General features: G+C 51.7%; 14 protein-coding genes. 5 read left to right on the top strand and 9 right to left on the bottom strand.

Translation table 11 applies throughout. The features are described from left to right. The first annotated feature begins 62 nt into the window (after positions 1-62). Genes ccmA through mazG form a run of 5 tightly spaced genes read left to right on the top strand, consistent with a single transcriptional unit; the run spans position 63 to position 2,939 of the window. On the top strand, positions 63-644 hold the full coding sequence (gene ccmA / locus IE073_RS02005; RefSeq protein ID WP_189580644.1) for a heme ABC exporter ATP-binding protein CcmA: 582 nt from the start codon (positions 63-65) through the stop codon (positions 642-644). Next, positions 641-1,309 carry a heme exporter protein CcmB gene (locus IE073_RS02000; protein WP_189580641.1) on the top strand — a complete coding sequence of 223 codons (669 nt, stop codon included), beginning with the start codon at positions 641-643 and terminating at the stop codon, positions 1,307-1,309. The genes ccmA and IE073_RS02000 overlap by 4 nt, the downstream gene beginning before the upstream one ends. Beyond that, complete coding sequence (gene ccmC, locus IE073_RS01995) at positions 1,310-2,083, top strand: heme ABC transporter permease CcmC (RefSeq protein ID WP_189580637.1); 774 nt, start codon at positions 1,310-1,312, stop codon at positions 2,081-2,083. After that, positions 2,080-2,187: a heme exporter protein CcmD gene (locus IE073_RS01990; RefSeq protein ID WP_189580634.1), complete on the top strand. Its 108-nt coding sequence runs from the start codon at positions 2,080-2,082 to the stop codon at positions 2,185-2,187. The genes ccmC and IE073_RS01990 overlap by 4 nt, the downstream gene beginning before the upstream one ends. Continuing rightward, positions 2,184-2,939: a nucleoside triphosphate pyrophosphohydrolase gene (gene mazG, locus IE073_RS01985; protein WP_233349733.1), complete on the top strand. Its 756-nt coding sequence runs from the start codon at positions 2,184-2,186 to the stop codon at positions 2,937-2,939. Before IE073_RS01990 ends, mazG begins: the two co-directional genes overlap by 4 nt. On the opposite strand, the gene hflX is transcribed toward mazG, so the two are convergent. The 9 genes from hflX to dusB all read right to left on the bottom strand — a co-directional run bounded on the left by hflX (position 2,936) and on the right by dusB (position 14,569). Then, a complete protein-coding gene (gene hflX / locus IE073_RS01980) occupies positions 2,936-4,249 on the bottom strand; it encodes a GTPase HflX (RefSeq protein ID WP_189580631.1) in 1,314 nt (437 codons plus the stop codon). The two genes, mazG and hflX, sit on opposite strands and share 4 nt — an antisense overlap. Positions 4,250-4,266: 17 nt before the next feature. Continuing rightward, the gene (gene hfq, locus IE073_RS01975; protein WP_189580628.1) at positions 4,267-4,509 is read right to left on the bottom strand and encodes an RNA chaperone Hfq; all 243 of its coding nucleotides are present in this window, start codon (positions 4,507-4,509) and stop codon (positions 4,267-4,269) included. A 140-nt stretch (positions 4,510-4,649) separates the two neighbouring features. After that, positions 4,650-6,089 carry a TrkH family potassium uptake protein gene (locus tag IE073_RS01970; protein WP_189580625.1) on the bottom strand — a complete coding sequence of 480 codons (1,440 nt, stop codon included), beginning with the start codon at positions 6,087-6,089 and terminating at the stop codon, positions 4,650-4,652. Between the two features lie 6 nt (positions 6,090-6,095). Continuing rightward, positions 6,096-7,469: a Trk system potassium transporter TrkA gene (trkA, locus tag IE073_RS01965; protein ID WP_189580622.1), complete on the bottom strand. Its 1,374-nt coding sequence runs from the start codon at positions 7,467-7,469 to the stop codon at positions 6,096-6,098. Between the two features lie 23 nt (positions 7,470-7,492). Further along, positions 7,493-8,878: a nitrogen assimilation response regulator NtrX gene (ntrX, locus tag IE073_RS01960; RefSeq protein ID WP_189580619.1), complete on the bottom strand. Its 1,386-nt coding sequence runs from the start codon at positions 8,876-8,878 to the stop codon at positions 7,493-7,495. Then, the gene (locus IE073_RS01955) at positions 8,875-11,100 is read right to left on the bottom strand and encodes a sensor histidine kinase (protein ID WP_189580616.1); all 2,226 of its coding nucleotides are present in this window, start codon (positions 11,098-11,100) and stop codon (positions 8,875-8,877) included. The genes ntrX and IE073_RS01955 overlap by 4 nt, the downstream gene beginning before the upstream one ends. A gap of 132 nt (positions 11,101-11,232) precedes the next feature. Beyond that, the gene (locus IE073_RS01950; RefSeq protein ID WP_189580614.1) at positions 11,233-12,546 is read right to left on the bottom strand and encodes a sigma 54-interacting transcriptional regulator; all 1,314 of its coding nucleotides are present in this window, start codon (positions 12,544-12,546) and stop codon (positions 11,233-11,235) included. 2 nt (positions 12,547-12,548) lie between these two features. Further along, positions 12,549-13,583: a two-component system sensor histidine kinase NtrB gene (locus tag IE073_RS01945; protein ID WP_189580610.1), complete on the bottom strand. Its 1,035-nt coding sequence runs from the start codon at positions 13,581-13,583 to the stop codon at positions 12,549-12,551. Continuing rightward, positions 13,580-14,569, bottom strand: coding sequence for a tRNA dihydrouridine synthase DusB (dusB, locus tag IE073_RS01940; RefSeq protein WP_189583692.1), 990 nt, complete (start codon positions 14,567-14,569; stop codon positions 13,580-13,582). Before dusB ends, IE073_RS01945 begins: the two co-directional genes overlap by 4 nt. Between the last annotated feature and the right edge of the window lie 32 nt (positions 14,570-14,601).

The raw sequence follows: 14,601 nt of genomic DNA, 5'->3' as shown, positions 1-14,601 counted from the left end.
CGAGTGTCTTAACAACAGGGGAGACGTGACATTTCCCACCCTCATCGCTAAGCCTCTCTTCGATGATGAAGTCCGCCACATTAACGCTAAAGGATGTCGATATAGTCCGCGGGTCGCGGACATTGGTGTCAGGTCTAAATTTAACTCTGTCGGGTCCAAAACTTTTATGGGTCGAGGGTGGAAACGGGATTGGGAAAACGTCACTCCTGCGAACCTGTGCAGGCCTCAGTCGCCCCGCTGCAGGACGGATCACGTGGAGTGTCCAGGAAACAACTTTGAGCGCGCCAGAGACTGTCACGTTCCTGCCCGCCGACAGCTATGCAAAATCAGGTTTGGAAGCTGGCGAAGATGCGGCGTTTTGGGGGGCCGATCTTGAAACTGTGGACATGTTGATCCATGCAAAGACCCCGTCAGAAAAGTTATCTACGGGACAGGCGAAGCGCTTGTCATTTGCAAAAATGTTGGCGACGCAAAAACCGATTTGGATTTTGGATGAACCGCTTGCGGGATTAGATAAATCAGGTCGCGACATGGTGGCCCACCATCTACGGGCACACGTCTTGTCTGGCGGTTTAGCTCTCGTGGCCTCACACGCGCCGATTTCTGTAAGGGACGTTCCGACCCAGCGGCTCGTTTTAACATGAGCGCACTGGTAAAAATTATCACACGCGACTTTGTTCGTGCGGCCCGATCCGCGGGGAGCTGGGCTTACGGCCTTGTGTTCATGGCCATCTTCCTTTCGCTCTCGGCCATCGCCCTCGATGGTGACATGACCGTCTTGCGACAAATGGGTGTGCCACTGATCTGGCTGGCCGTCACATTTGCAGCTTTGATGAGTGTGGATCATGCTTTCTCCGAAGATTTGAGAGACGGAACTACTGGACAATTATGGCTTTCTGGCGTGAGCTACCTCTCACAATCAACGTCGGGCATTCTAAGTTTCGCACTCATACAACTTTGCCCACTCGTTCTTACGGCTCCACTATGGTCTCTCCTCTTTGACCTTTCAGGTCCGACCGTTTGGGGCTTGATCATTGCCCTGCTTTGCGCACTGCCCGGCTTGGCCGCCTTCACGGCCCTCGCAGGAGCCTTAACAGGACCGCGCGGTAAAGGCGGCTTTCTCGCAATTTTCATTAGCGCCCCTATGTTAGTTCCGATCTTAATATTTGGAATGGCGGCATCGGATGCGTTCCTAATGCGCGGCATAGCTGCGGTAGAATTTCGCGCCCTATTCGGTTTGTCTCTACTGGCTTTGGCCGTATCCATCCCTGCAACGGCCGCTGCACTCGCGGCAAATACGGACAGGTAAATGAATATATTATCCAACATCGGGAAGTTGATTTCTTACCTCGCAAACCCAACCCGCTTTCTACGGTTTTCGCGGTTCGCAACGCCCATTAGTGGTTGGTCGGCGTTAGTCTTGATCAGCGTAGGTCTGATTATATCCCTTTTCATTTCACCGCCCGCCGTTGAACATGGTCAAGCGGTTCGAATCATGTACGTGCATGTCCCAGCGGCTTGGTGTGCCATGGCGGCCTATACGGGGATCGCGATTGCGAGCCTTGTGAGCTTTGTCTGGCGGCACAATCTCGCGGACTTGGTTGCAAAATCACTGGCGCTTCCTGGCGCGGCCTTTACCTTTCTCGCACTCGTTACCGGCAGCCTCTGGGGTCGTCCGGCGTGGGGAACATGGTGGCAATGGGATGGACGGATGACGTCGGTCCTCGTCCTACTTTTTATTTATATCGGTTATATGGCCATCTGGAATATCGTATCGGACAGACGACAGGCCGCGCGTTTAGCGGCCATCCTCGCCATGGTTGGGTGGTTAAATATCCCGATCATCAAATTTTCGGTGAATTGGTGGAACACCTTGCATCAACCCGCCACAATCTCAGAGCCCGGCGCACCTGGATTACCCCTCGAGTTATTGACGCCCCTGCTGCTGATGTTCCTCGGATACACGGCGCTATTAGCGTGGTTTGCCTTGCGCGGAACCGAAGCCGAATTGGCGACGCTGAAGCGACAGCGAAAAGCTCAGTCCGCTCCTGCAAAAATCACGATAGAAGATGTGCCGTCATGATCGATTTCGGTAAAAATGTGAGCTTTATCCTCGCCGCCTATGGAATTTCGATTTTGACGTTAGGCGTGTTGGTTCTGATCACATTGCGAAAGCCACGAAAATGATGGACCTCGGCGATACGCCATATGATCGGATTGTAGCGCTGATGGCGCGCCTGAGATCAGATTGTCCGTGGGATCGCGAGCAAACTTTTGAAACCATCGCGCCCTACACTGTCGAGGAAAGCTATGAAGTCCTGGACGCAGTTGAACGCGGCGACATGGTGGATTTAAAAAACGAACTTGGCGATTTGCTTTTCCAAGTCTTGTTCCACGCCAAAATGGCATCCGAAGTTGAAGCGTTTGACTTCAAAGATGTGTGCAATGGTTTGGTAGACAAAATGGTCAGACGTCACCCGCACGTGTTTGAAGGTGGAGAACAACCAGATTGGGATGCGATCAAAGCGGTGGAGCGCAAAGGAAAAGGCGAAAAACGAACGTTGGACGGCGTGGCTCGCTCTCTCCCCGCTCTCATGCGAGCTGAGAAACTTCAAAAGCGCGCCGCTAAACGCGGATTTGATTGGCCTGATACAGATGGCCCTGTTGAGAAACTTCGCGAGGAAATCAACGAGGTCAAAGACGCAGTTCAATCAGGTAGTGAAGCAGATATAAAAGCCGAAGTCGGCGACTTTCTATTTTCGGCCGTTAACCTCGCGCGCAAACTAGGCGTGGAGCCCGAGTCCGCATTGCGCGATGCCAATGCAAAATTTACACGACGGTTCAACGCGGTAGAAGACAAGGCAAACGTCGAGCTAGAAACCCTCAGCCTGGATGAGATGGAAGATCTTTGGCAAGCCGCCAAGGCAGACGGACTTTAGACTATCAGCGCTTTATGCTTGGCTAGGAATTTACCGGCATCTGACTCTGATAGACGCACTTTCATATCAGCTACGCCATCATCGCCCGTTTCTTCGGAGAGAACCTGGCCGTTTTGATGAAGCCACGCGCGCGCCGAAAATTCCGCGGGCGTCACCCTAATATCAAGAATATGATCGTCACGCGTCAGCGCTTCCTCCATACCGTTTTGGAGAGCTTCAACCCCTTGCATGGTCAGGCAGGAAATTTCAAACGCATCAATTTTATCGGCATCCGTACGCGCGGCAGCTGCACGCTCAGCTAAATGGATGGAACCTTGCTCATCCAGCAGGTCAATTTTGTTCCAAACTTCGATAATCGGCTGGCCGTATTTCGGGCCCGCTTCAATTTGTTCTAAGACTTCCATGACTTCGTTTTTCCGACGCTCAGCGAGCGGATCGGACAAATCGCGGACATGGATCAAAAGGTCAGCTTCTTTCACCTCCTCTAATGTCGCGCGAAACGCAGTGATCAAAGATGTCGGCAGGTCAGATATGAACCCCACTGTGTCAGACAAAACTGCCTTCTGACCACTAGGCAAAGGTAGAACCCGGTGTGTCGTATCCAAAGTCGCAAACAACATATCCTTCGCGAGTACGCCGCCCGTGGTTAGGCGATTAAACAATGTCGATTTACCGGCATTTGTATATCCAACCAGCGCGACGACACGCTCTGGCGCACGTTGACGGGCTTTACGTTGAAGGCCGCGGGTACGGCGCACATGATCCAGCTTTCGTTTTAGACGTCCTGTTTTCTCATCCAATGCGCGGCGATCACTTTCGATTTGTGTTTCGCCAGGTCCCGCCAGACCGCCGGTGCCGCCACGTTGACGTTCCAAATGGGTCCAGGTTCGAACCAGACGCGATCGCTCATACGCCATACGCGCAAGCTCGACCTGCAAGCGGCCTTCCTTGGTGGCCGCGCGCACCCCAAAAATCTCAAGGATAAGGCCCGTGCGATCTATCACTTTGACTTTAAGCGTCCGCTCCAAATTTCGTTGCTGAACTGGAGACAAAGCCCCATTGACGATGACGAGGGACAGGGCCTCACTCGCAATATTTTCGGCCATTTCTTCGACTTGACCACTGCCGAAGAAATTAGAACTTCTGATATCCCGTATAGCGATGATGCGAGCCGTAATAGGCTCAACACCCAGGGCTTCCGCGAGCCCAATCGCCTCTTCCAGATCATAATCGGCATCTGCCGCTCGTCCATCGGCGAAACGCGGATGGGCAATCAAGGCACGGACTTTTTTTTCAGCATTCTCAACCATGCCGCGCCTGCTTTAAATCAATCATCTTCATCCGTCGGATCATGGAGTTGAACCGGGCCGCCCGGCATTATGGTTGAGATTGCGTGTTTATAAACAAGCTGAACCTGTCCATCACGGCGCAATAAAACGCAAAAATTATCAAACCAAGTCACCACGCCTTGCAGTTTAACCCCGTTCACTAGAAAAATAGTGAGTGGCATCTTTGTTTTGCGGACGGCATTTAAAAATGTGTCCTGTAGGTTCTGATTACGGTCGGGCATTTCGCTCCCCTAGAGTCTTAAATTCGGCTATTGGGTCAGAAGCTCTGCCCCGCCGTGACCCACAGATGGTGTCATGTCGCACGCCCCTATGGGTTTCAAGGCTCAACTTCCTTAGCACGTCAAAAAAACACACGTTCAGATCATTGCTTCCAAAAATTGGGCAAAACCAAGGCCAATGCTGCTAGAACCTCCAGTCGACCCAATAACATAAGCACGATTCCTACACACATCTGACCATTCGTAAATTGCAGATAAGTCAGTCCCGATTCGGGCAAGGTCAGACTGAGCAGCGGTCCAACATTCGATAACATGGCAGCCGAAGTCGTTATAGCATCATCCAACGAAAAACCGACAACTCCAAAGGCCGCGATGCCAACGCCAAACGCGAGTGTATATGCGAAAAAATACATCCAAATTGAAAGAAATGCGGAATCAGGAATGATCTGATTTCTAAATTTAACCGGAATTACGCGTGAGGGATGAGACAGGCGCGAGAGCTCGACTTTAAGATGGCGAAACAACAGTAAAATACGAATGAGCTTGACCCCGCCAGCCGTTGACAAGGCCGACCCGCCAGTCAAGGCCAACGTAATGAGTATTACGGGCGGGATGAGGTCGAGGCTGATTACCTGATATTGAAAGCCTGCTGAACTTACGAAAAACGCACTATCCAGAATGAGGTCACCAAAGCTCGCGAACCCTGCGAACCAAACCCCAATTAAGATCAATCCTGCAAAAATAACCAGCAACGCACGGTGTTCGACGTTGAAGAACAAACGCAACGAATGTCGCACGCTCCGCGCACGAATATAGTCCCAAATGACGGCGAGGTTCATCGCTCCCAGGACGCATAATATCCCTAATACTGTTGCCGCAAATGGCGGGATATATATTTGGAGTGGACCTGCCCGCGGCGTCAATCCACCCGTACTAATTCCACTAAGTGCAAGACATAATGCGTCAAAAACAGGCGCTCCGCCAAATGCCATGAGAATGAAGCCAAGTAAGGCCAAGAACAAATATACACCCGCAACCAAGCGCCCAATTCCGATTAATCGACTAAAAAGTTCGCCGTTGCGCAGAGAGTACAGCATCGACTTATGAACGCCCGTACCTGTTTGATTGACAGCAGCAAAAATAACGATCGCAAACGTCGCGACACTGACGCCGCCTGCCCACTGCATCAACGCGCGCCAGAAGAGTAAAATGGCAGGTAACTCGTCCGGAATAAGTCGCGTTGCACCAGTTGTGGTAAACGCGGAAACGCTTTCAAAGTAGGCCGACAGCAAGGATGTGCTTGGGCCTAAAAATAAGAATGGCAAGCTTAGGATTGCGGGGACCATACCCCAAAACAGGACCAGAAAAAGAATTGCCTCAGATTTCGACTCTTTCGCGTCAAAACCAGTGGACAGCATAACCAACAACCAGCCGAACACACCAACCGTGACGCCCGATGTGGCCATCACAATGGCACCTGAAAAGTCTTGATCTAAAACACCGACAATTGCGGTGACGGAGAACAGACCCGTACAAATGAAGAAAGTCCGTCCCAGCCAAAATAGGATGCGGTTAAAATCCATGGTGATTTAATAATAATCTGATGAAACGCGGAACATAGAAACGATGTTCTCTAATGCACCTTTTTCGGCCATCAAGACGACTCTATTTCCAGGTTTCAAAACAAGCTCAGGTGCGGGAAAGAGCACATCGCCATTTGCGATAACAGCCCCTACCGCCACGCCCTCTCCTAGTGAAAGGTCCCTGAGTGCTTTGCCTGCCATTGGCGAGGTGTCTAAGACTTCCCCTTCAATGACCTCGGCGCCGCCCTGCTCTAAGGAATAGACTTCCAATATCCGCCCACGGCGGACATGACGAAGGATCGACGAAATCGTCGAAGACCTTGGATCAATTACCATGTCGATTCCGAGTTCAGACTGCATTTGCTGCATCGACACTTCGTTTATCAAACTGATTGTGTGTTTTGCCCCAATTTTCTTGGCTAATACTGCGGATAAAATGTTTACACTATCACTATTGGTCAGGCTGATTACCATTTCGGCATTCGCGACACCTGCTTCTTCTTGAATTTCTGCGGACATCGCATCGCCATTCAAAATAACTGTGCGGGTTAAATGCTCTGCAGCTTTTTCAGCGCGCTCCTTATCGCGTTCGATCACTCGAACGCGCATCCCGCTTTTTCCTTCAAGTTTCTCAGCAACGTAAGTCCCAATATTCCCGCCGCCAATAATTACGACGTGACGGGCTTGGGTTTGATGCGAACCCAAAACTTCTAGAAGGCGTTGAGAATGTGCAGCTTGCGTGACGATATAGGCCCGATCCCCGACCTCAAGCGGATCGTCCGGTGTCGGAGCAAACAGCTCGCCATCCCGTTCGATTCCAACAACCGCAGCATGTAGACCAATGAATAAATCTGGTATTTGACGGATCGGTGTTTGAACGATCGGACAGTCCTCTAAGATTTCGACGCCCAGCATTTGAACCGCGCCATCACCAAAGGGAACAACGTTGAAAGCACCAGGCGTATTCAACCGTCGTAAAATAGCTTTGCCAATTTCAATCTCTGGAGAGATGATGATGTCGATCGGCATATTTTCGCGGGAATAGAGATCGTTCCATTGATTATCGAGATATTCTTGCGCTCTCACACGCGCGACTTTGGTCGGAACATCGAAAAGCGAATGCGCAACTTGGCACGCCATCATGTTGACCTCATCCGCATAGGTCACAGCAATGATCATGTCACAATCACTCACGCCTGCACGGACAAGCACGTCGGGATGGCTACCATATCCAACGACACCGCGCACATCGAGCTCATTTGTGATCTTACGTATCAAGTCTGACGAGGTATCGATAACGGTGACGGTGTTGCGTTCTTGCGACAAACGTGCCGCGAGGCCGTAGCCTACCCGCCCTGCTCCGCAAATAATGACCCGCATGACTTCGTCCTAATTACGGCGGATCAACCTTCACGCCCAGTCGTTCCCAAACCTAGCGACTTGAGTTTGCGATGCAAGGCCGAACGCTCCATACCGACGAAAGTGGCTGTGCGTGAAATATTGCCGCCAAACCGATCAATTTGAGCCTGCAAATACTCGCGTTCAAAATGCTCTCGTGCATCCCGCAAAGGCATCGCAATGATGCGGTCACTATCCTGCGAATTATTACCCGAACGCACCACAGAAACCTCTTTGGGGAGAGTCGCCAGCGTAATGGGCTGACTGGGTTCGCCCGTCGCCAAAATCAACAACCGCTCCACATTATTGCGCAATTGCCGAACATTTCCCGGCCAATCGTGAGCTTGCAACGCCGCCATTGCATCATCACCGATTTTCCGAGCTGGCAGCCCAGTCGAAGCTGCGAGCTGAGCAATAAAATGTTCGACCAAGGCAGGAATATCCTCCCGGCGCTCTGATAGTTTGGGCGCATGGAGAGGCATAACGTTGAGCCGGTGGAAGAGGTCTTCCCGAAATCTTCCCATTGAGACTTCATTGGTAAGATCTCGCGACGAACTGGTGATAACGCGCACATCCACTTGTACGTCGTCTTGCCCTCCGACCCGGTTAAACCTTTGCTCTACAAGCAATCTCAACAACTTACCCTGAGTTTCCAGAGGCATGTCTGCGACTTCATCGAGATATAGAGTTCCATTATGAGCGCGTTCGAGGAGGCCCGTTTTCTGAGGAATATCGGGACCTACAGCTTCCATTCCGAACAGCTCGGCCTCTACCCGCTCAGGTACCATTGACGCCGCATTCACCGCCTTAAATGGACCGTCCGCTCGATTAGATTGGGTATGCAAAAGGCGCGCGAGAAGTTCTTTTCCCGTGCCAGATGCGCCCGTGATAAGCACACGTGAATTGGTCGCAGCGATCCGGCCAATTTTTTGACGCAGCTGAGCGATTGAGGCCGATGTTCCAACCAACTCATCGGTATTCATCGCCTTCCCTTTGAGCTCCTCATTTTCCTGCCTCAGGCGCGAATTTTCTAGGGCACGAGTTGCTGTCACAATCAATTTTTCAGCTTTAAAAGGCTTGACGATATAATCGAAAGCGCCCTTTCGAATAGCTGAAACAGCCGTTTCAACGGTGCCGTGGCCTGAAATGACGATGACAGGCAGGTTTTTATGTCGAGCTTTGAGAACGGCAAGCAGTTCAATTCCATCCATACCTGAACCTTTGAGCCATACGTCCAGGACAACAAGATTAGGTTTACGAGTTTTCACAGCCTCCAAGGCCGCTTCGGACGTCGCCGCCTCTCTGACTTGATAACCTTCGTCTTCAAGGATTCCCGATATCATTGCTCTGATATCATCCTCGTCTTCAACAATCAGGACATCGGACTTCATAAGACCTCACTTCGCTGGGTTTCAATATGCGTTGGGTTGTCGGGTGTTCTGGGCAAAAATATTGTGGTCTGTGCCCCTTGCGTGCCCTCACGAACCTCCAGAACCAACTGGCCTCGGTGGTCCTCCACAATGCGCTTAACAATCGCGAGACCCAGCCCCGTTCCGCTATCACGCGTCGTCACATAGGGCTCCATCAATCGGTCCGTATCTTTAAACGGCCAGCCTGGTCCGTTATCCGTCACACGAATGGCAACACGCTCGCCAACCTCAAAAAGTTCAACAAGCACTTCCCCTCGGAACCGGCTGGAAACGCCATCATCCATCTTGCGTTGAACGGCTTCGCCCGCATTCTTCAAGATATTCGTCAAAGCTTGTGACAGCAGGCGGGTATCCCCACGGACATTCGTTTCATCTGGCCATAGGCCTTTTCTTCTGAAGCTGATCTCAGGGAAGCTGACACCTTGGGCAAACAAGCTGTTCTCAAGGAGTTCATTTAAGTTTGTCGGCGCCAGTTCAGGAGACGGCATCCGCGCAAAAGCCGAAAACTCATCAACCATCTGCTCCAAGCTTTCGACCTGACGAATGATTGTAGCCGTACAATTGTTGAAGGTTTCAGGATCGGACGTGATCTCTTTGCTGTATTTCCGGGACAAACGTTCCGCCGAGAGCTGGATTGGCGTCAGAGGGTTCTTGATTTCGTGGGCAATTCTTCGCGCGACCTCTCGCCAAGCCGAGTGTCGCTGCGCAGAAACCAAACGTGTCATGTCATCAAATGTCAAAACCCAGCCAGTGTCATTCCGAGCACCTTGATAGGCAGATACATGCAGATCAAAGATCCGCGTTCCGCCGCCCATTTCAACCGTGACTTGGTCTTCCGAAACACCCGCAATGGACTCGCGCGCTTTCGCGAAGGCAGGTGCAAATTCTTGCAAAACCTGCGACAGCGGTTGCCCAACAATATCGCTAGATCGATCTTCTAAGAGACGGGCCGCAGCATTATTTGTCAGCGTAATTTTCCCTTGCTGAGTCAATCCTATCACACCCGCCCGCACGCCAGACAAAACAGCCTCTGAAAATTGCCGTCGTTGCTCAGAGACATCATGTTCTTTTATCAACTCATCACGCTGGGACTCTAGCTGAGAGGTCATACGGTTAAACGCTGAACCCAAGTCAGAAATCTCACCCCAATCCCCGGTTACATCGACCCGCGCGCCCATATCGCCTGCACGCACCCGCTCCGCAGCATTTACAAGACCTGACAACGGATCGATGATTCGATTTGCTAAGGCCAAACCCAGCCAAATCGCCGCCATTAGGATCAGCAGCGCACTGTCCAACAAAGTGAAAAAGAAAATGCGGTTCATTTGTGTCTGGTTCTGATTGAATCTCGCAATCTGAGAGGCAGCACTTTCGATGCCTGAGATTGAAGACAAAACCTGATTGTCAGATCGCAGAAGTTTCCCGATGTAGAGGTAGGTATCAGGTCCCTCCGTTAGCTTTGAGAGAGCGATGAGATAATCAATGTCCGCTCGCTTTTGGAAAGCGACGTCCGTCGGGTTGAGGCCTTTTAAAACTTCCAACTCAGGAATCCGAAGACTGGGGGCTTCTGGCGTTTCGACACGGGTTAAAACAAAGCCATCTTCGCGCAGAATATATATTGCGTCTAAATCCCGGGTTTGTGCCTCTCTCCAGAGTTCAGCCGTAAACGAAATTCGTGCGCCGAAATCGGTTGGACTGCGCGCAATTCCGAGCTGAATATCGGCGACGTCCTCGCCTAATTTCTCAAACTCCTGAGAAACATAGCCGTCCAGAATTTGCCGAGCTTGCTCCATATTATCGCGGACCCGCTCGCCAAACAAACCAGACAGGTTCTGCGAAAGCAAAGACAGAGAGAACCCGCCCACCAATACGGCTGGAATTAGCGCCGCAAGCGAGAAAATCATGACGAAGCGACGATGAAGCAGTGGAGCCGCCTGCCCCCGCGAGGGTTTAAAAACCGTCGTCCAGACACGGTTCGCCAAATATATTGCCAGGATAATGATAACGACGAGGTTATATCTCAAGATATCCCAAGCTTGATCGATCCTCGCCAAATCTTCGGAGTAGGATAGCAACGCGCCGAGTATCGTCAGAAAGATAGAGGCAAGAAACAAAATACCGAAAAGAGTCGATAGGGCAATACGAGGAGCGCGCCGCGCAATAGGGATTGACTGCGACGCCACGCTTCTACCTGAGTCTAATTTAGCCTGAGAATTCAGAACCTATCTCGCAAAAACCAACCTCGCTGTGACATTCATATCGCAGTGTTGCATGGAATCAACAGATTTGATTGGTCCGCCTCAGCAATTTCATCATTAAGAAATTTCCAAAGATTTCAAACGTGTTCGAAGCGTGTTTCTATGAATTCCCAATTTTTCGGCAGCCTTGGCACGATTTCCACCGGTCAGACGCAACGCTTCGACGATCAGAGGCCTCTCCACCCAAGCTAGCGCTGTGTTGTAGCTGGACTCCTCCGCCGTATCACTTGCATTGAGAAGTGTCCGACAGGCCTCTTCCAACTGTTCGTGTAAGCGATCTCGATTGACCCCTGCTTTTTCCAAAGGCGGCAGATCCTTTGAAAACTCCTGTAAGACCATATCTGCCGTAATAACATCATCAGAGTAGAGGACAGCTAAACGCCTAACCAGGTTTTCCAACTCCCGAACGTTGCCTGTCCACTTGTGTCGGTGCAAAACGTCGAGGGCTTCGGTTTCAAACCGCCGTGTTTGGTTGGGCGAGGCTTGTCCCAAGAAGGCTTCCGCTAACTCGTATGTATCACGGTCACGTTCAGCAAGATCGGGAATTTTAATCTCAGCAACATTGATCCGAAACAGCAAATCGTCCCGAAAATTACCCGCTTCGACGAGGTCTCTTAAGTCTTTTCGCGTCGCGGAAATGACGCGTGGCCGCGTCTGCTGCGGTATCATCTCTGCCTCATTCATCAGCGCCAAGAGGCGCTCCTGCTGATGCATCGATAATTCGCCAATTTCGTCAATATAGATATCGCCGCCATTCACCTTCTGAAGGGTCAATGACGTACTTTCGAAATCTGTCGTCCGAAGGAACGGCCGGTCAACGCGCGCGCCACCGTCATGTAACAAGCGCGCAACGAGGTCCTTCCCTGAACCGACAGCCCCACGAACCAACACGGGTAAATTGCCTGCTGCAAAGCGCGAAACCGCACGGAAAACGGGCTGCATGACCGCACTGCGGCCAATCATAGGCAATCGGCGGTTTTCGACATTAGGACGCGTTTTACGAGGATTCACGGACTGCCCCGCGCGCGCTACTGCATTTGTAACATCGTCCAAATCGAAGGGCTTGGGTACATATTCAAAGACGCGATGTTGCCCAGATTTGAGCGCAGTGTTGACCGTGTTATTGGCACTTATGATGATTACAGGTAACTTCGGCCTCGCGGCAGTGAGTTGCGGTAGGCTATCGAAAACCTCCCGACCGCCCATCATCACGTCCGTGACGACGATATCACCCTGGCCCGCTTCTGCCCATTTCAACAGCGTTTCGGCATTATCGGTGGCTTTAACGGAATGACCCGCCCGCGTGAGAGCTTTGTGGAGCACAAGCCGTACGCTGTCATCATCATCAGCGAGTAGAATTTCGTATTTCATATTTAACCAACTCCAGGCGCAGGAAGCAGGAGCGAGAAAACGGTTCGCCCTGGTATAGATTGAACTTCGACAAGACCCTCATGGGCGGATGCCACTTTGGACACGAGTGCAAGACCAAGCCCTTGGCCCTCAGGCTTTGTCGTTACAAATGGTTGGAAGACCTGTGACAGCATCTCTTTGGGAATACCTGGACCATCGTCGATGATTTTAATCTCAATGGGGAGGTTGCGGGCCGACCGACCACCGCGCACGCCTGATCGGAACGCGGTTTCAAGACGGATTTGCCCTCCCTCACCGACACTCTCAGCGGCATTTTTGATTAAGTTTAATATGGCCTGCATCAATGTATCTGGATCACCCGAGGCATGCGGGAGAGATGGATCATATCTCTCATCAAAAATCACACTGGGATTGGCAGACTGGATAATGCGGCGAGCTTGACGCAGGATTTCGTGGATGTTCACTTGTTCGACATCGGAGGGGTCATCATTTCCCAGTTTTTCCATACGGTCTGCAAGTCGTCGGATGCGATCGATTTCAGACCCAATCAGGTCAATAAGCGCGAGGCCTTCTTCGCTATCTACGTCATCTCGTAAGAGCTGCGCAGCCCCTTTTATGCCCGCCAAAGGGTTCTTGAGCTCATGAGCAATCATGCGGCCCATGCCCGTTACTACATGGCCGCCCATTTTGGTTTCTCGGGGCTCCGGACCAACGAACCAAATTGAAAGACCCGCTCCACCCATTGTCGTGTAGGCCGTCAAATGCGCGATCTTGCCCTCGTCGGAATTTTCGGTTGTTTTCACTAAAATATGTCGCGAGGTGATCGTGGCGGATTTTGCCCTCGCCTTCATCGTGATTGAACGCGTATCAGGGTCAGTTTCTAAAATCTCCCAAATCACGCGTCCCGAAATGGTGGGTAAGCCTTTACCAATCCAATCGAGTGCAGCCTGGTTGGCCCACAGAATCGAGTCCTCTTTATCCAGTTTAAAAAGTGGGAATGGCCAGTCATCGACCAAGGCTGGGAGAGCGATACTCATGCGGCAACCCGTATTTTCGTAAACGCTTGCGAGAGCGCGCTGGCGACTTTGTCCGGTTCTAGACCTTGGCAAATCTCGACCCGCAGAGGATCATCAGACGCCAAACCCGCATTATCGCAATACCCTGCTAAGTGTTTGCGCGCAAAACGGATACCTTTTGCTTTGGGATAGAAATCGACCATGTCTCGATAATGCGCGACCGCAACGTCGGCTTTTTCTTGAGCATCTGGCACCCTAATTGTGCCGCCATCGACAGCCGCCCGGATTTCCGCAATATCCCAAGGACGCCCTACCAAGGACCGCCCAACCATCACACCATCCGCACCCGACTCTGCCATAGCGGTTAGTGCGTCTGCGCCATCAAATATGTCACCATTTACGAATACAGGGGCGTCCACGGCTTGGACAACCGACCCAACAGCCGCCCAATCTGCAGATCCTTTATACATCTGGCAGCGCGTTCGCCCATGGACGACAAACATGACCACCCCCATGTCTTCGGCCGCCTTCGCGATCTCAGCGGCGTTCAGACTATTATCGTCCCAGCCCAACCGCATTTTCAGCGTCACCGGAACATCTACAGCTTCGACAACGGCTTTGATGATTTCCAAGGCTAATTTGGGCTCACGCATCAATGCTGATCCCGCCTGAGTCCCCGTCACTTTTCGCGCGGGGCAGCCCATGTTGATGTCGATGATATCTGCTCCCGCAGCAGCGCAAGCTTTTGCACCCTCGGCCATCCAATGCGGGTCTCTTCCGATAAGTTGGATGGACAGCGGATCAACGATACCCTCACCCGAGGCCTTGGCCAAATTTTCGGCATCGCCAGCGACAAGACGCTCACTCGCAACCATTTCTGAGACGACGAGCCCCGGTTGAAAATGGTGCAGAACTTTGCGGAACGGTAAATCCGTGATGCCCGACATTGGCGCGATAAGGACGCGGGACCGCAAAGCATGCTTGCCGATATGGATTAGGTTTGCCATTGAACCAGCATAGGCCGTCTTACCGTCCTGCA

Source organism: Litorimonas cladophorae (assembly GCF_014652455.1).
GTDB classification, from domain to species: domain Bacteria; phylum Pseudomonadota; class Alphaproteobacteria; order Caulobacterales; family Maricaulaceae; genus Litorimonas; species Litorimonas cladophorae.
Note: the sequence above shows the minus strand (reverse complement) of the source record. Positions and strands in the feature narration are given on the sequence as shown.